The sequence below is a fragment of the Gorillibacterium massiliense genome, assembly GCF_000455485.1.
Classification (GTDB): domain Bacteria; phylum Bacillota; class Bacilli; order Paenibacillales; family NBRC-103111; genus Gorillibacterium; species Gorillibacterium massiliense.
Genome location: NZ_CBQR020000025.1, coordinates 81,795 through 99,129, shown reverse-complemented (window position 1 = coordinate 99,129; position 17,335 = coordinate 81,795). Strand labels below are relative to the sequence as shown.

The 17,335-nt window shown below is 52.7% G+C and carries 12 protein-coding genes and 1 pseudogene; 2 read left to right on the top strand and 11 right to left on the bottom strand.

The annotated features are described in order from the left end of the window. The 8 genes and pseudogenes from narH to TJ79_RS03065 all read right to left on the bottom strand — a co-directional run. Positions 1-189, bottom strand: a pseudogene (gene narH / locus TJ79_RS03100) (nitrate reductase subunit beta); the annotation flags it as partial. Continuing rightward, positions 179-3,865 carry a nitrate reductase subunit alpha gene (locus tag TJ79_RS03095; protein WP_040948809.1) on the bottom strand — a complete coding sequence of 1,229 codons (3,687 nt, stop codon included), beginning with the start codon at positions 3,863-3,865 and terminating at the stop codon, positions 179-181. The pseudogene narH and the gene TJ79_RS03095, both read right to left, overlap by 11 nt. A 210-nt stretch (positions 3,866-4,075) precedes the next feature. Beyond that, positions 4,076-4,696, bottom strand: coding sequence for a molybdopterin-guanine dinucleotide biosynthesis protein B (gene mobB / locus TJ79_RS25645; RefSeq protein ID WP_052339206.1), 621 nt, complete (start codon positions 4,694-4,696; stop codon positions 4,076-4,078). A 17-nt stretch (positions 4,697-4,713) separates the two neighbouring features. Further along, positions 4,714-5,982, bottom strand: coding sequence for a molybdopterin molybdotransferase MoeA (locus tag TJ79_RS03085; RefSeq protein ID WP_040948808.1), 1,269 nt, complete (start codon positions 5,980-5,982; stop codon positions 4,714-4,716). A 38-nt stretch (positions 5,983-6,020) separates the two neighbouring features. Beyond that, positions 6,021-7,553 carry a nitrate/nitrite transporter gene (locus TJ79_RS03080; protein ID WP_052339205.1) on the bottom strand — a complete coding sequence of 511 codons (1,533 nt, stop codon included), beginning with the start codon at positions 7,551-7,553 and terminating at the stop codon, positions 6,021-6,023. A 124-nt stretch (positions 7,554-7,677) separates the two neighbouring features. Beyond that, the gene (locus tag TJ79_RS25640) at positions 7,678-8,673 is read right to left on the bottom strand and encodes a GAF domain-containing protein (RefSeq protein WP_052339204.1); all 996 of its coding nucleotides are present in this window, start codon (positions 8,671-8,673) and stop codon (positions 7,678-7,680) included. After that, the gene (locus tag TJ79_RS03070; protein WP_040948807.1) at positions 8,666-9,319 is read right to left on the bottom strand and encodes a response regulator; all 654 of its coding nucleotides are present in this window, start codon (positions 9,317-9,319) and stop codon (positions 8,666-8,668) included. Before TJ79_RS03070 ends, TJ79_RS25640 begins: the two co-directional genes overlap by 8 nt. Further along, a complete protein-coding gene (locus TJ79_RS03065; protein ID WP_040948806.1) occupies positions 9,319-10,566 on the bottom strand; it encodes a histidine kinase in 1,248 nt (415 codons plus the stop codon). Before TJ79_RS03065 ends, TJ79_RS03070 begins: the two co-directional genes overlap by 1 nt. Before the next feature lie 167 nt (positions 10,567-10,733). Between TJ79_RS03065 and TJ79_RS03060 the strand changes: the two genes are divergently transcribed. Continuing rightward, entirely contained in the window at positions 10,734-11,144 is a 411-nt protein-coding gene (locus TJ79_RS03060) for a VOC family protein (protein ID WP_040948805.1), read from the top strand. A gap of 98 nt (positions 11,145-11,242) precedes the next feature. Here TJ79_RS03060 and TJ79_RS03055 read toward each other — a convergent pair whose 3' ends face one another. The 3 genes from TJ79_RS03055 to TJ79_RS03045 are packed head-to-tail and all read right to left on the bottom strand — an operon-like array spanning position 11,243 to position 14,073. After that, complete coding sequence (locus TJ79_RS03055) at positions 11,243-12,088, bottom strand: hypothetical protein (protein ID WP_052339203.1); 846 nt, start codon at positions 12,086-12,088, stop codon at positions 11,243-11,245. Between the two features lie 53 nt (positions 12,089-12,141). Continuing rightward, positions 12,142-12,666 carry a GNAT family N-acetyltransferase gene (locus TJ79_RS03050; protein ID WP_040948804.1) on the bottom strand — a complete coding sequence of 175 codons (525 nt, stop codon included), beginning with the start codon at positions 12,664-12,666 and terminating at the stop codon, positions 12,142-12,144. Between the two features lie 3 nt (positions 12,667-12,669). Next, positions 12,670-14,073, bottom strand: a complete 1,404-nt coding sequence (locus TJ79_RS03045; RefSeq protein WP_040948803.1) for a GGDEF domain-containing protein — start codon at positions 14,071-14,073, stop codon at positions 12,670-12,672. Between the two features lie 159 nt (positions 14,074-14,232). Here TJ79_RS03045 and TJ79_RS03040 point away from each other — a divergent pair, with 159 nt between their 5' ends. Beyond that, positions 14,233-17,253, top strand: coding sequence for a DEAD/DEAH box helicase (locus tag TJ79_RS03040; RefSeq protein ID WP_238322752.1), 3,021 nt, complete (start codon positions 14,233-14,235; stop codon positions 17,251-17,253). Positions 17,254-17,335: the final 82 nt, after the last annotated feature.

Below are 17,335 nucleotides of genomic sequence, written 5' to 3'. Positions count from 1 at the left end.
TTTGTATTTCTCTTGGTCCTCCCATTGTTTGGGATACCCGATGCCCGGCTTGGTCTCGAGGTTGTTGAACCACATGTATTCGGCGCCTTTGCGGTTGGTCCACGTGTTTTTGCAGGTTACGGAGCAGGTGTGGCACCCGATGCATTTGTCCAGGTTCATCACCATGCCGATTTGCGCTTTAATCTTCAAGCCAGTTCACCTCCTGGAGTTTGCGGATGACAACGAACAAGTCCCGTTGGTTGCCGGTGGGGCCGTAATAGTTGAAGCCATAGCTGAGCTGGGCGTACCCACCGATCATGTGGGTCGGTTTCACGTGGATACGAGTCGGGCTGTTGTGCGTACCGCCCCGGGTGGTGGTCACATCCGTTGCGGGAACGTTGATCGTCCGGTCCTGGGCGTGATACATATAAGCCATGCCTCTCGGCATCCGGTGAGTGACGACGGCACGGGCAACGACGGCGCCGTTTTGGTTGAAGCATTCGATCCAGTCGTTATCCTTGATCTCGCCATCCGCCGCATCATCCTTATTGATCCAGATGGTCGGTCCGCCGCGGAACAGGGTCAACATCGGCAAAGAATCGTAGTACATGCTGTGAATCGACCATTTGCTGTGCGGGGTCATGAAGTTAAGCACGATTTCCTTGCCCTTCTCCCCCGGTCGCTCCTTCGTCGTGTGGAACGGTGCGTGCTTCAACGTAGGCTTGAACACCGCCATGTTTTCGCCGAATTCCATGAGCATTTCGTGGTCGAGATAAAAATGTTGCCGTCCCGTCAGCGTCCGGTAAGGAATGAGCCGCTCCACGTTGGTGGTAAAGGGAGAGTACCGGCGTCCATGCTGCTCCGATCCGCTGAAAGCGGGAGACGTGATTACCGTTTTCGGTTGGGCTGTGATTTGCTCGAAGGTAAAGCGTTCGTCGCTGCGGTCTTCCGCAAGATCCTTCAGCTTCCGGGCGGTTTTCTGTTCAAGGGCTTCCCAGGCTTTAACCGCCATTCTGCCGTTGCTGGTGGACGATAAGGTCAGGATGGCTTCGGCTACCTGCCGATCGGTTACCAGTTTCGGGCAACCTTCCCCAACTCCTGGTTCGTCAGTGACGCCGTTGACGCTTTTCAGCAGTTCATACTCCTGCGCGGCCGACCAATTGATGCCTTTCGTTCCGTAGGGTTTATCTTTAATGTTCGGTCCAAGGGAGGTCATTTTCTTGTAAACCTGCGTGTAATCCCGCTCTACCACAACGAATTTCGGCATGGTTTTGCCGGGAATCGCTTCGATTTCCCCCTTGCTCCAATCTTTGATTTTGCCGAAGGGCTGAGCCAGCTCATCCGGCGAATCGTGTTGGAGGGGCACCGCTACCACATCCCGAACCGGTCCATCAAATCGTCCTTCGGCCATTTCCGAGAAGGTTTTGGCGATGGATTTGAAGGTTTCCCAGTCGGATTTGGATTCCCAGAGCGGCGGCACCGCCGGATTGAATGGATGAATAAAGGGATGCATATCTGTGGAGCTCAGGTCGCTTTTCTCATACCAAGTAGCCGCCGGGAGCACGATATCGGAATATACCGCCGTTCCGGACATGCGGAAATCGATGTTGACCATCAGGTCTAGCTTGCCTTCCGCCCCTTTGTCCCGCCAGACGATTTCCTCCGGGCGAATGGCATGGGTGTCATCGTTCAACAGGCCGTTGTGGGCCCCTAGCAGATGCTTGAGGAAATACTCATGCCCTTTGCCGGAGCTCGATATCAGGTTAGCCCGCCAGACAAACATTACCTTCGGGTGGTTCACCGGAGAGTCCGGATCTTCGATGGCAAACTTCAAATTGCGGTCATTTAGCCGCCGCGCAATATATTGAGCGATTTCATCCCCAGTCTGGGCGCCTGCTGCCTGAGCCTCTTCCGCCAGCCCGAGGGAGTTTTGATCAAATTGCGGGTAAGACGGCAGCCAGCCAAGACGAGCGGCAAGCACATTGTAGTCCGCCGAATGGGCGTACCGGGCTTTCTCCACCAAAGCCGACGTATGGTCGTCCACCGGATTGGATTCATAGCGCCATTGATCCGTTGCAAAGTAAAAGAAGGACGTTCCGTTCTGCTGTCTCGGCGGCATCGTCCAATCTCGTGCAAAAGCAATGTTGGCCCAGCCTTCCGCCGGCCGCAGCTTTTCCTGTCCGACATAGTGAGCCCAGCCGCCGCCGTTTACCCCTTGGCAGCCAGTCATCAGCACGAGATTCAAAATGCTGCGGTAAATGGTGTCAGAATTGTACCAGTGGTTGATGCCGGCGCCGACGATGATCATCGAGCGACCTTCGCTATCCACGGCATTTTGGGCGAACTCCCGGGCGATCTGGATCACCGACGCCCGATCGACACCGGTGACGGCTTCCTGCCAGGCCGGTGAATAGGCGATGGAAGCATCGTCGTAACGGCTTTCGCCGGAGGGGCTCACACCGTATTGGGCCAGCATCAGATCGTAAACCGTCGTCACTTTATAGGTCGCACCGTCCGCCGCCGTTACCGTCATGTAAGGAAGTTCGCGAGAGACTAGCGTCTTACCATTATCGTCAAAATAGGGCAGGTTGATGGACAAGACGCCCTCCGTCTTATCTCCCAAACCCAAACGCGGAATGATTTCTTCACCGGTGAAGGTATCCACCAGTTCCAGATTCCACTTGCCGTTCTCGCCCCAGCGGGAACCGATAGTGCCGTTGGGGATGTGCAGCTTGCCGGTGTTTTCCGCCAGCAGCACCGTTTTCCATTCGGGATTGGTGGTGTCGATCCCCAAATCCTTGGCTGTCAAGAAACGGTCCGGAGCGGTCACGGCGCCGTCCTGTTCGCGGATCATAACAAGAAACGGAAAATCCGTATATTTTTTGGCGTAGCTTTCGAAATAAGGAGTGCGGTTTTGCGCATAAAATTCATTCAGGATGACGTGCCCCATGGCCATGGCGAGAGCGCCGTCGGTCCCCTGCTTGGCAGGCAGCCATTTGTCCGCGAACTTGACGAACTCCGCGTAATCCGGGCTAATGGATACAACCTTCGTCCCCCGGTAGCGGGCCTCTGTCATGAAGTGGGCGTCCGGCGTCCGGGTCATGGGCAGGTTGGAGCCCCATACCAGCAAGTAGCTGGAGTTGTACCAGTCGCTGCTCTCCGGCACGTCGGTTTGATCGCCCCAAATTTGCGGCGAGGCTGGCGGCAGGTCAGCGTACCAGTCATAGAAGCTAAGCAACGGCGAGCCGAGGAGCGACAGAAAACGTGAACCGGCCGCATAACTGACCATCGACATCGCCGGAATCGGCGAAAACCCGATGATCCGGTCCGGACCGTATTGCTTGATGGAATACAGCATGGAAGCGGCGATGATCTCATTCGCTTCCTCCCAAGTGGCGCGGACCATGCCGCCTTTTCCTCGGACACTCTTGTAGATTAGCTTCTTCTCTTCATTCTCGACAATGGAAGCCCAAGCCGCGACGGGATCTCCGCCGTGTTGGCGCTTGGCCTCACGGAACAGGTGAAGCAGCTTGCCGCGAATGTAGGGGTATTTCACCCGGAGGGGGCTGTACAGATACCAGGAAAAGCTCGCTCCGCGAGGACAGCCCCGCGGCTCGAACTCTGGCATATCCGGTCCCGTCGTGGGGTAATCCGTTTGCTGGGTTTCCCAGGTGACGATTCCATTCTTCACGAATATTTTCCAACTGCAGGAGCCGGTGCAATTGACCCCGTGTGTGGACCGAACTACCTTATCGTGGTGCCAACGGTCGCGGTACATATCTTCCCAGGAACGGTCGACTGTAGTCACTTCGCTCCAGCCTTCCGAAACCGATTCTTTTTTGCGAAAAAACGATAGCTTTTGCTTGAGCGGGTTGCTCTTCTTCATCGGCTCATCTCCCTAACGGCTTGATCTACTCTCATTGTAGCCGCGGGAGCCTGTAAAAAAGAGAGGGGAACTCCCTCACTTGCGTCGAGGGAATTCCCTAGTTTTCACTTCATAAGAGTTTATAAGAGCTTGGCGCTATAATAAGTCTTATTTCGCTATGGTAAACGTCGCTCGTCCTGGCATCTGGGTCCTATTGTCGGCGTTAGCCGTTTATCCTTGCGGTTTTGCGAGTTTTCGATGTCTAGAGCAGCTAATATTGTGGAGGGTGAGGGCGAGGGTAACAGCTTCTTGCAAAACCTTGTCTTCCTCGAAAATCGAGAGAATGCGCAGATGGGACAGTGCCGGGGTAGCCTGCTTACTATCTGCTGCTGCCTCCAGTGCATCGGGAGTTTGCCAACTTACCCATATCCGCACATCCTGAGCTGCCGTCCACAAAGTGGCGAGGTCTTCAGGTTCCCGAATTAAGGCGATTTTCGGGTAAGGCGCATCTTTGAAACCTTCAGCGATAAGGATATCGACCTTTCCGTACAGCTGCTTGACGATATCTATAAGTGTCGCCGGCGTCCGGCTCATCCAGCGGGTTTGCGAGCCGGAGGTGAGCACGGTTTCCACGGCTCCAGCCTCCAACTGCCGGGCGCTGTCTGTTCCCGAGTCGTCCAGGTCGAACTCATGGGCATCATGCTTCGCCGAACCGACCCTCAGTCCGGAAGCGGTTAACGCCTCGATCAATTTACAGGCCAATGTCGTTTTCCCGCTGTTTTTAAAGCCGACGATTTGAACAATGGGCATCAGGAACGGCGAGCGCTCCATCCATGAATCAAAGGTTTGCATGATTTCCTCTCCTTCCATCAAAGAAGAATGATTTCTACAAGAGTTCCCGCCTCAATGCCTTTTGGCGAACCGGGCAGAACGATCAAACAGTTGGCATCCCGCAGAGATACGGTGACGCTGGATTGATCCGGGCCGACGGGCCGAGCCGATAATTTTCCGCCGTTTTCCGATACAATCCCGCGAACAAACCGGGTGAAACGGTCCGACTTAGGGTAATCCACCGCTAATTGAGCAGTCAACCGCGGCTTCGGCTCGGGGTTTGTCCCCTGCATTTTGCGGAGAGCAGGACCGACAAAAAGCCTGCAACCGACAAAACAGGCGGAGGGATTGCCGGACAAGGCGAACAACGGCTTTCCCTTCCATAACCCGAAGGTTGTCGGGCTGCCGGGGCGCATCATCACCTTATTGAACTTCAAGTCGCCATCCCATTCCTGGGTGACATCATAAAGGATATCGTGGTCCCCGACGGATACCCCGCCGGTTGTCACAACGGCGTCAAAATCAGCAAGTGCCGAAAGAATGGCTACACCCGCCAATCCCGCATCATCAGGGACTGGGTCAAGCAGCGACGGCAAACCGCCATACTCCGCGACGGCGGCTGCGATCATATAGCCGTTGCTGTTGCGGATGCGTCCCGGCTGAATCTGTTGATCCACGGCAAGCAGCTCGCTTCCGGTGGTCAATACCGCCACTCGCGGCGCAGTGAACACCGGTACCCGGGCTACGCCAAACATGGCGAGGAGCGCGATCTCTCCCTGCCCAATGCGCGTTCCCGCCGGAAGCACCATATCCCCGGCAGCGATTTCGGAACCGATGGCCGAGATGTTTTCCCCGACAACAACGCTTCCTTTCACGAGGACGCCGAGCTCACCTTCCGACGCATGCGGTTTATCATCCTCTTCGGTCATCTCATACTTGATGACAGCGTCCGCTCCCTCAGGAACGGCGGCGCCGGTCATAATCCGGGCACACTCACCAGCTCCGAGGCGCTTCCCTGAGACAGCGCCTGCCGGAATGTCATCGACGACCCATAACCTTGCCGGCTCAGCGATTGTCGCTTCCGCGACATCCGCCGCCCTGACGGCGAAGCCGTCCATGCCCGACCGACGGAAGTGAGGAACCGGTTGAGCCGCCGTCACTTCTTTCGCAAGGAATCGGCCGATAGAAGCCACGAGCGGCACCTCTTCCCGGCCTAACGGCCGAATCGATTCCAACACAGACTCCACCGCTTGTTGAACTGTAACGGCTCTGCGCATGAAATTAGCCGAATCCTTCCTCCCGCTCATCGAGATCACTCCCTCTCATTCCATACACGATGTTGCTATTACGCCATGCGTATTTTTGCAGGTTGGCCATCCGGATACGATGTGGCTTCAATCTCTTGAAAGACGCCGACAAAGTAGCTGATTTCGCCTACATCATTCTTAATGCCATTAATAGTTAACATCTGCAAGTAAATGTTGCCGTTATGCTTCTTGTTCCAAATCTTACCGTTCCAGGCCCCCGTCTCTTTTAACTGTCCCCATAGACGATCATAGAATTCACGGTCATGCCGTCCCGATTTCAAGATGCCAGGCTTTTGTCCGATTGCCATCTCAGCGGTATAGCCGGTAATCTCCGTGAACGCAGGATTGACATTGATGATGATGCCCGACTTGTTTGTGACGAGTATCGCCTGGGAAGTGCTGGATATGATCTGTTCCGCCAGTTTTACTTTATCTTGCCAGTAGAGATACAAAACCAGCAGCAGGCTGCAAATCGCTGCCATCGCCAGTGCCATAAATCCGATGGCGTACTGCCCCGTAATCGCGTAAAGCGACGTCAGCATCAGCGGCGGGAAAAATCCGCCCAAGCCGCCTAAAGCGGAGATCAAACCATTGGCAATACCGGATTGTTTGGAAAAATAAAGGGGAACCAGCTTGAAAACCGTGCCATTGCCAACCCCGGCGCAGAAGCCGATAAGCAGACAACCGACAGTGAACAGTACGATGGACGGCGAAAACGCTAACAATATCCCGCCTGCCGTCAAACCGGCAAAAACGAAAGTTAGGATTCGAAATGGATTGATGCGGTCAGCCAGCCATCCGCCTATAGGGCGCATAAACGTGGCCAGCGTAACAAAACCTGCTGTCCGGAGTCCGGCGGACACTTTGCTGATTCCAAAGGTATCGACAAGGTGATGGGGCAGGAACACGGTAAAAGCAACAAAAGAACCGAAGGTAATAAAGTAGAAAAGACAGAGCAGCCAAAGTTTTTCGTTGCGGTATATCCCTTTGATCTGAACGATCAATGACGTTTTCAGCTTGGCTTCCTTCCGGTCTCCAATAAGAAAGTTTGCAAGAGCCAAGATAACCAACAGGATCATGTAAAACCGCACCGTTGTCTGCCATCCGAACTTCTCCGCTAGTAGCGGGGCAAAAAAGGTGCTGATGGCCGAACCAAGGTTGCCCAACCCGTAAATACCGTTGACTAACCCATGTTTTTCCCGAGGATAATATTTGGGCAAGGAAGTAACTCCCACGGAAAAGGTCGCTCCTGCGATCCCCAGAAACAAGCCGCCCAGGATCAAATCCGCAAAAGTGGACGCCCGGCTGATGTAAAAGACGGGAATCAAAAGCAGGACAAAGCTGACAAAAAACATGTTGCGTGCCCCGAACCGATTAGTCCAATAGCCGAAGGGAACGCGCAGGATGGAGCCGAGGACGACGGGTACCGCCGTAACCAGCGTAAGCTGCTGAGCCGTAAGCGAGATATCGCCTTTGATGAATGAGATAAGCGATGACAAGATGCCCCAAACCGCAAAACCGAGAATCAAACTCGTTGTTTGCAGCGGGAGATTAGCCTTGGATGGCTTCATACCTAAACCTCCTATTAAGTTCATTGCCTGATGAACTCATTATCCTAGGAGACCCGCTTAAAAAAAATTGGGGAATTCCCTCATTTGCTTTCAAGGAAATTCCCCATCTGCTGTTTCCGCCTCTCTAAAGCTGCCAAAGCGGTTCATCCAAAAGTGAGCGAGTCGGCAGCGTAAAGCGGACATAATGCCCATCTTCCGCAAGCCCGATCTCCAAATCGCATTTCAGCGATTTCAATTGACTCATAACCGGTTGAAATAATTGCTGGGACGGTGCCATAAGCTCATCTGCAGCAAATTCGATCAGTGTCTGCCCGTCTTCATCCTGCCCAATGACCAGCCGCGGATGATTTGCGGGAGGCATGCCAGCCTGCACCAATTGGGCCAAAACTGCAGCCAATTCTTGTTGTCTGGCGGTTGCAAGCCGCGTGACCCGCTGATCCAGCAGCTCGCAGTCAACGCCCGCGAACCGAGCTTCCCTGAGCAATTTAAGCACGGGTCCATCTTCCCTGCGGGAGGTGTCCACCGCGGCGACGAAGCTTCGCGATTCTGATCTCCTACCGGCTGCTGCCTCATCGCCTCTGCTGACATCGCTGCCCGTCTCAGGGTTGCATCCGTTCTCCGCACCCTTTATTGCAGCAGGCTCGTCATCATCATCCAAATCATACAGCCTGCCCAGCTCCCGAGCGCAGATTTGTACCCGCTCGATTTCCTTCTCCGTAAATTCCCGCATTTCCCGCTGGCCGATTAGCAGGACGCCATAAGCTTGACTTCGCTCCGGCTTGAAAGAATCTACAGATACGCCAACGCCGGACCGCAACGACTCCACCAAAAAAATAGGATATTCCAGCATTTCCTCCTGCACTTCCTCGGGGAATGCGGTGACGACGTACGGGCTTTTGGCTTGCAGTACTTTTCCGGCCATGCCCTTACCGATGCGTACGGTGATTTTCTTGTAGCGGTCGGAGTTGGCACCTAGGGCGAATCGCCAGTGGATATCGCGGTACTCCCCATCGGTCAAGGCGACGGCGACAAAATCCAGCTTAAGCTCGCTCTTTAGCTCCGCCATCTCTTTCTGTATCATCTGTTGCAAGGTGCCGGCATCCCCGTTACGATTAGTCAAAATCAAGCAGCCCCCTCGCATGCGCAAACTTCATCAATTCTCGGCGGTTAGTAAACTGAAGTTTATCCATCAGGTTCCCTTTGTGATTTTCCACCGTTTTCACACTAATGGACAGCAGCTCCGCCACTTCTTTATTAGTGTATCCTTTGGCGACGAGACTGAGGATTTCCTTTTCCCGTTCCGTGAGAGATTCGAATACGTCTTGATCATCCTTCGTCTGGCCGTGAAGATAGCCCTCAATCACTTTTTTCGTCGCCGAAGGATGCAGATAGACAAGCCCCTGATGCACCTGCTCGATAGCTTTAACCAGCTCCGAGACAGGCGCCGATTTCAGCAGGTAACCGGAAGCTCCCGCCTTCAAAGCCCGGAACAAATACTGCTCGTCGTCGTGCATCGTCAAGATGACCACCTTGACCTCAGGCAAGGATTGCAGCAGCTCGCTTGTCGTATACAGCCCGTCGCGGCCGTTCGGCATGCTGAGATCCATCAGCACGACATCCGGGCTCACTTGAAGAGCTTGCTTTATACAGTCGACGCCGTCCGCTGCCTCGCCGACCACCGTGATGCCCGGCTTCGTTTCCAGAACGGCGCGCAGGCCGCTGCGGACCACCGCATGATCGTCAGTGATAAAGACTCGGATCGCCATCATTTTCCCTCCTTTGGTTGATCGGAAGTGCCCTCCATTATGGGTACCTTCGCGCGGATCGTCGTACCCTTCCCCGGAAGCGAATTCATATCAAACCATCCTCTGAGGATTTTAACCCGTTCCTCCATGCTATACAAGCCGACTCCCTGGCGCAATTCCGAAGTAATGACGAAGCCGCACCCGTAATCCTGGATGAGCAGCTCCGCATAAAGCGGAGAAAGCTTCAGTTGAACGTCGACAACGTCGGTATGGGCGTACTTCGCCGCGTTCGTCAATGCTTCCTGCACGATACGGTAAAAGGCGGTTTCTTGAGCCGAGGGTATGCGGCCCGCATCCCCTTCCACCATGAAATGTACCTGGATGCCGAACTTCTGCCCATAACTGCGAAAATAATTCCGCAGCGCCGCCACAAGCCCGATATCGTCTAGGGCTGACGGCCGCAGCTCCGCCGAAAGATCGCGGATATCTTCGATGGTATTGCGGATCGCTTCCTGCAGCGCTTCGACCCGCTCCTCATCGGCGGTATCCTTCAGCATCTCGGTTTGGATCAGAATGCTGTACAGCGATTGTCCGATGCCGTCATGCAGCTCCCGGGATATCCGCTTTCGTTCGTCTTCCTGGGCGGAAAGGATGGAGTGAGTGATCATTTTGGCGATTTGGTGCTGCTCCTCCTGCCGCTTCTCCTCCACTTCCTTGATGCGCAGCACACTGAGCGGCCCGTGCAGCGGGTCTTCATAGCGGGAGACGCTGGTGCGAACCGAAACGGTTTCATTGCGGGGCGTGACCAGTTGCAGCTCTACCGGTTCCGTCGTATTTTCGTAGACAAAACAATTTTGGTACGTGCAAAGCTTGCCGAGTCCGGGATAATTGGAACAAACTTCGCAAAAGTTAGCCGGTTCCGTATCGCTTCCCGACTTCATTATTCTTTGGGCAGCGGGGTTAATCCGCAAAATAGTCTTCTCGTTGTCGAGGATCAGCACGCCTTCCGAGCTGTGCATGAACACATTGGCCAGCTGTTCCTGCTCCGAGCGAAGCCTGCGGCCTTGCAGATAGATCAAGAAGAAAAAGAGAGTTGTGATCACAAGCACAAAGAAAAACATGGGCGTGTAGGATCGCCATGTATCCTCTTTGCCTCCGAGGGTCGCTTTTATGGTCAAAACAATGAGCAAAGTCGTGCTGATTGTTAAAATTCCGTTCCCAATCATAAAGCCGGTGAAAGAAATAGCCTTGCCCAGCGCCGTTTTCAATGGTATACCCGCTTTCTCTATGCAGATACTTCTATCCTACTTAAAGATTGCCGACAAGATTGTGATCTTTCTAACATTTTTTACGATAATTATTGCTCCGGCTTTTGGAAATCCTCTATAATCGAAGGGCGGGCATAAAACTCCTATAACGAAAGGATGTTGAAAACATGGCCAAGCACTACACCTATTTCTTATCCGAAGACGCAAAAGCCCAGGCGGAATTTTATGTCGAAGCACTGGGAGGGCAAATCGATTCCGTGCAAACCCACGGAGAATTGCCAGGCGGCAAGGAAGAATGGAAAGACAAAGTGATACATCTCAGCGTGACCGTCGCCGGCATTACCTTCCTTATGTCAGACGCCGTTCTCGAACCCGAAACCAAAGGAACGTTCATCTGCCAAACGCTTGAATTCAAAACGGACGAAGAAGCACACAAAGCCTTCGACAATCTGGCCAAAGGCGGACAGGTGCTGGACTCGTTGAAGCCGGCCTTCTGGGGAGCCTTGTTCGGGTTGCTGGAGGACAAATTCGGCGTCCGCTGGATGATCACCACCGAAGCACCGACACCTACCGCCTGAGTCCTAACCCTTTCATAGAAAAAGCAGCCGAAATCTGAGCGGCAGCCCCTATGGGCAAGCCATTCCGTCTCTCGGTTGCTTTTTTTTGTACCATCCTTTTATCTTCCAAGGGGGGAATAAGATAAGCTCATCAGCAGGCTGCTCAAACGGTCCAGGCAATCCTTGGTGTCAACATCCCCGTCTTCGATGCGCCGGATCAGCTCGTCGCAACGAGCAAGGTTGATCTCCAAACCGGGATACAGCTCTCGCCGAGGTGAAGATTTGTATTGCTCCAACTGCTCTACCATGCGATGGAATTTATTCATAAGCTCCATCCCGGCAGCTTTCTCTCGCTGTCGGGCCTGCTCTTCCCTGCGTTTTTGCACCATATCTTGCTCGTAATCGCGCTTCAATGCTTTCAGTCGCCGGATAAAGCCATCGTGCAGCGGAAGACCTACCGCCATATGCCTCTTGATATCAGACGGAACCTCCAGCTCGGGCGGCAAATTGAGAAACTCTCTGTCATATTTCCAGCCGTCTCTCACTTTGCTTAGAACTTGATCCAGCTCGTAGTCAATCGCTTCAAACCCTTTTTTGATTAAGGATACGATGGTTGCATCAAAACCGGTATGCTCTTGCAAATGAGTGATGCCGAAACTTCTGATCTCCCCCGTCGATTTTTGGATCACGATGTACTGATGCCGAAGCGACCTGCCGCATTCACAGCGGTGTTCGGAGGATACGTGACCGGCATCTATGTATTGATCAAGCACCCATTCCGACAGATGAGCTTCGATTTCTTCATAGGAAGCGTCATTCGAGATATCCGCCCCTTTCGCCTCTGCCATGACCCGGGCAAAAGCCGTCCGCTTTCCCCTGGCCATCGTCTCCGCCAAATAAGCCAACTGCTCAGCAGTCAGCTCCGATCGAATGAGATCCCTTTCGTCAGGTGGCAAATGGAACACGGCGAACGCCTCCTTGCAAGATAAGCTCTCCTCTCACCATGAATAGAGAAGAATTATACCTCGATCCAGTACCTTTTCACCACGTTACCATCTTCCTCGATAAAGTCCGCATCGGCGATTCCGCCGTTCTTCAAAATGGTGCACTCGGACGCGGTATTGCTCGCATCGCAAACGACGAGGGCTTTTTCAATCCCCAGCTCACGGCACCTTTCCAGCGCCAACGCCAACATTTTTGCCGCGTACCCTTTTCCCCGCTCCGACGGACGGATGCCGTACCCGATATGACCGCCTTCACGAAGCAGCTTCTCATTCAGCCTGTGGCGGATGTTGACGGCTCCTACCACGCTCTTCCCATCGGCTATCAGCCAAAAGGTTGATGATGGAACCCAAGACTCCGGAATATGTTCACCCTTTTCCTGTTCGGCCAAAAATCGCAGCATGCCCGGAAAATCGGAAGGATCCTTTTCAATCGCCCAAGGAACCATCGATTCCCCGCTGTCTTTCCAATCTTGATAAAATTCCATGTATGTTTGCCGCCACTCTTCCGACGGTTTTACAAGAGATAGTTCATCAGCCACAGATTACACCTCAATTTGATTTTTTCCGTTTTGTTTAGCCATATACAACCGAACGTCAGCTAAATGGAACAAGTCTTTAAACGTCTCGATGCCGGTATCCGTATTATCCGCAACACCGATGCTGGCCGTTATTGAAACCGATAGGTCATCCTTGATAATCGGATACTGGTAGAACGATTCCTTGATCTGTTCCGCTCTCAGGATTCCGTCTTCCAGAGAGACGTTGCGAAGAACGATAACAAACTCATCCCCGCCATAACGGCCGACCAAGTCGTCTCTGCTGAAAATCCTGCTGATCGCCCTGCCCACCTGCTGAATCGCTTCATCTCCAAACAGATGGCCGTAGGTATCGTTAATGGTTTTAAAATTGTCAATATCGAAAACAATGCAAATAATCGTTTCCTCATTCTCGCGTGCGGCTTTCAACCATTGATCTGTCGTTTCCTCCATATATTTGCGGTTGAAGAGCCCCGTTAAGTAGTCCGTATTTGCATTTTTTTCGATATCGGCGATACTATGTTTGATGTCGAGCTTCAGGGCAACCAACGCCAGCTCCCGTTTCATGATCACATTCAGGAGAGCGATATACTCTTTTTGAACGCTGTATCCGAGTTGAACGTCATTCATTAATTCGCACAGTTTGCAGCGCTCTTCTTGGATCGCCTTGAGCAGATACACGTCGTCGTAACTCTCCACCAACTCCTTCGCCCGGGTGTACCAATCAAAAGCTTCCCGGTACTGTCCCTGCTTGGTGTGCCAAAAGCCTTGGAGATCATACAAATTCGCTTTTTCCCGGACAAACGACTCCAGCACCGAATTACTCATCATTTCATCGATTAAAATCTTGGATTCAGCGAAATGTCCAAGTCCGATGTGGGCTTTGGCCAAATTAAGCTTCACTCTCAGCTTCATCATTTCATTGGGCGGCTCATGAAGATTGGCGTTAAGCAGCCCTTCCTTCGCCATATATAAAGCATCCGCGTAATTACCTTCCGCCATGTAAAGATGACTGTAATTGCTGTACCCGTTGCTAATAATGTTGTATTTCTTCAGTCTTTTCCCCAACTCGATGCTCTTGTCGAGGGTCGCTTTCGCCCGAACGTAATCCTTATTAAACTCGTGAAGCAGGCACAAACAATTATACAAGTTCAAATAATCCGTGTCGTCGCCGTACTGGCTGCAAACCTCTTTATATTCACTCAAGCTTTTAAACGCCTCTTCGATATCGCCGATGCAGTAATAGGAGGACATTTTATTCAGATGCGCGACTAACATCGATTTCGGATCATTCGCTTCCGTTCCGAGTGCAAGAAGCTCCTGGCAGCCTTCAATGGTTTCCTTGTACTTCCCTTCTGCCCGAAGTGAGGTGACTTTTTGTTGCAAGCTGACTAAATCGACATGTTCCATGAACCCGTTCCCACTCCCAATCTCAGACGATCTTTCTATTATACTGTTAAATTTGTCATATTTCATCAAAAACTGCATCCCATAAAAGACATTAAAGTTATTCATCCTGTGTCCTATGATAAGATAGACATACTTTCATTATTAAAAGGAGCCCTACCTGTGAGTCGTATCCGGTCTGGCGAAAAAACGCCGCAACAACCCTATCCCTCCTTGCTGCATCCGGAAAACCGGCCGCATCCGAGTACCGTTTCTTTGGACCCCGATGCAGAGGAAGAACAATTGACCGCAGATTTGCTAGGTTTGTTCACAGATAAGGCCGTACGCCCTAGCCTTGCTCAGCCGCATTTTGAAACACGTACCCCTCTCCAAGTTGAGTTCACGCTGTTTCCGGTCCTTACCCCTATGCGAAAATACATGTTCGGCGTCAGCCTCAAAGTGGGGCTCGGCCGGTTCTATATCGTTCAGCAGCTCCATGAGTTTTTAGATCGGGTCGACAAGGGTCAACGCATCTCTTTTTCCGCTCAATTCGCCTATGATCCTGCGCTTTATTGCTTTCAACCGGCAGACGACGCCATTTTACGTCAACTGATTCAACTCAGCCGCAATGATCAGTTGTTTCAACAAGGGAATCTTTTCACCTCTGCCAAAAAACGAAACGAAGAGCGGCAGCAGCTTATTCCCCCCTACGCTTGGGACAGCCTGCAGCCCCTCTTTGCAGAGGCGCCGATGGTGAAGCTTGAACACGAACGCACGGCCTATTCGAAAATCAACTTCACCGATGCTCCGCTGCCGTTATATTTCACACTCGATCAGGAGCAGGATAGCAGCTATCGGTTGGATTTTAAAGGGATGGAACTCGTTACCGCCCTTGATTTGTATGGCCTTGTACTCCACGAAGGGAATCTGCACAAACTGCCTGCTGAGTACTGCCAACGTTTAGCGGATATGAAAGATATGCTCGAAAGCCGTGACAGCACCTGCCTGCGGATTCCGCCGGAGCAGATTTCCGCCTACATCGAAACGGTCATCCCCGGACTCGTGAAAATGGGAACGGTCCATATCGCCGAAGGCGTATCTAGCCAAATGGAGCATACGCCGTTAAAGGCGCGCTTATATCTGGATCGGGTACACGACAAACTGCTGGCAGGATTGGAGTTTCAATATGGCAGTATCATCTTTAACCCTTTGGAGGAAAACGATGGCAAAGGGAGAACGGACCGCATTTTAATTCGGGATCGGCAAAAAGAGCAGCGTATTCTGTCGCTGATGGCCGAGGGGGCTTTTGCCCGCACCGAGAGCGGCTTTTATCTGGATGAGGAGGAAGATCAATACCATTTCCTCTATCACCTCATCCCCGAGATGGAAAAACTGGCGGAAATCCACGCCACCACGGCCGTCAAAGTCCGCCTGCTGACCAAACACGCCCCGCCGCGAATAACCGTGAATGTGGATGAACGCACGAATTGGCTGGATTTTCGCTTCCATATGGATGGCATTTCGGAAAGCGAGATTCGCAAGCTGCTCCTCACCCTAGAAGAAAAACGCCGCTACTACCGTCTGCCAAACGGTTCCTTGATGCCTTTGGAAACAGAGGAGATGCAAGAGATCGTCCGCTTCTTGAATGAATTCGGCATCGGCAAAGGGGATCTGCGCGGCGCCGAGTTTCGCTTGCCCGTTGCCCGCGGTCTCCACTTAACCGAATTTGCCGGGACGAGCGGCGCCATCCGGTTGGGTAAATCCTTCCGGCAGTTACTGGAGAACATGCGCAACCCGGATCATCTCGAGTTTCCGGTACCCGAAGGACTTTCTGATACGCTGAGGGATTATCAAAAATACGGCTTTGGGTGGATGAAGACCCTCGCCCATTACCGGTTTGGCGGGATTTTGGCAGACGACATGGGCCTTGGCAAAACCGTTCAAAGCATCGCGTTTCTCGTATCCGTCCTACCGGAAATTCGCGAGCAAAAGCAGCCAGCGCTGATCGTCTGCCCCGCCTCCCTGCTTTATAATTGGCAGCAAGAGCTAAACCGGTTTGCACCGCAAATCCATGCCGTTATCGCCGACGGTGCAAAGAAGGAACGCAGCAAGTGGTTCAAGCAACCCGGTAAGGCGGATGTGATCATCACCTCCTATCCCCTTTTGCGCCGGGATATTGAAGAAATGACTGCTTGTCCATTCCATACGCTGATTCTGGATGAAGCGCAAATGTTCAAAAATTGGACGACCCAAACCGCCCAGGCTGTAAAAGAAATTGGGGCCCGCTACCGCTTTGCCCTTACCGGAACGCCGGTGGAAAATTCGCTGGAAGAACTTTGGTCCATCTTCGACGCCGTTTTCCCCGAACTGTTTCCGGATCGTAAAGCATTTCTAGACATGCCTCGCCCCCTTGTCGCCAAACGGATTCGACCCTTTCTCCTCCGCCGGGTAAAAACCGACGTGCTGGAAGAATTGCCGGAGAAGATCGAATCCTTGCAGGCCTCCGAGCTTTTGCCGGAGCAGAAAAAACTGTACGCCGCCTATCTGGCCAAGCTCCGTCATGAGACGCTCAAGCATCTGGATAAGGAGACGTTTCAAAAGAACCGTATCCGCATTCTCGCTGGGTTGACCCGGCTTCGCCAATTATGCTGCCACCCTGGATTGTTTGTGGAAGTCTATACCGGCGGTTCCGCCAAGCTAGCACAATTGCTGGAGCTTGTGGAAGAATGCCGCGGCGCCGGAAAGCGCATGCTGATCTTTTCCCAGTTTACCGGCATGCTGAAGTTGATCGGGCAGGAGCTTATGCAGATGGATATTCCATATTTCTACTTGGATGGAGCCACACCGTCGGCGGAGCGGGTAGAGCTATGCAGTCGGTTCAATAACGGGGAGCGGGACTTCTTTCTCATCTCCCTGAAGGCAGGCGGGACCGGGTTGAACTTGACGGGAGCGGACACAGTCGTCCTCTACGATATGTGGTGGAATCCCGCCGTCGAGGATCAAGCAGCCGACCGCGCTCACCGTATCGGGCAAAAAAATGTCGTTCAAGTCATCCGTTTGGTCAGCCGGGGAACGGTGGAGGAAAAAATGTACGCTCTTCAGAAGCGGAAGAAAAATCTCATCGATGAAGTCATTCAACCCGGCGAGCAGTTGGTATCTTCTCTTACCGAAGCGGATTTACGAGAGATTTTACAAATTGTATAATGGATAACAGAGTCCACGACATTAAAGCGGACAAGCGCCAAAAATAAAGACAAATCGGGCAGAACCCGGGGAACACAGATCA

What these genes read in the sequence shown, in the direction of transcription:
- TJ79_RS03095 (WP_040948809.1), bottom strand. Translation starts at nt 3,865, where the DNA reads ATGAAGAAGAGCAACCCGCTCAAGCAAAAGCTATCGTTTTTTCGCAAA.
- mobB (WP_052339206.1), bottom strand. Translation starts at nt 4,696, where the DNA reads ATGCAAACCTTTGATTCATGGATGGAGCGCTCGCCGTTCCTGATGCCC.
- TJ79_RS03085 (WP_040948808.1), bottom strand. Translation starts at nt 5,982, where the DNA reads ATGAGCGGGAGGAAGGATTCGGCTAATTTCATGCGCAGAGCCGTTACA.
- TJ79_RS03080 (WP_052339205.1), bottom strand. Translation starts at nt 7,553, where the DNA reads ATGAAGCCATCCAAGGCTAATCTCCCGCTGCAAACAACGAGTTTGATT.
- TJ79_RS03070 (WP_040948807.1), bottom strand. Translation starts at nt 9,319, where the DNA reads ATGGCGATCCGAGTCTTTATCACTGACGATCATGCGGTGGTCCGCAGC.
- TJ79_RS03060 (WP_040948805.1), top strand. Translation starts at nt 10,734, where the DNA reads ATGGCCAAGCACTACACCTATTTCTTATCCGAAGACGCAAAAGCCCAG.
- TJ79_RS03045 (WP_040948803.1), bottom strand. Translation starts at nt 14,073, where the DNA reads ATGGAACATGTCGATTTAGTCAGCTTGCAACAAAAAGTCACCTCACTT.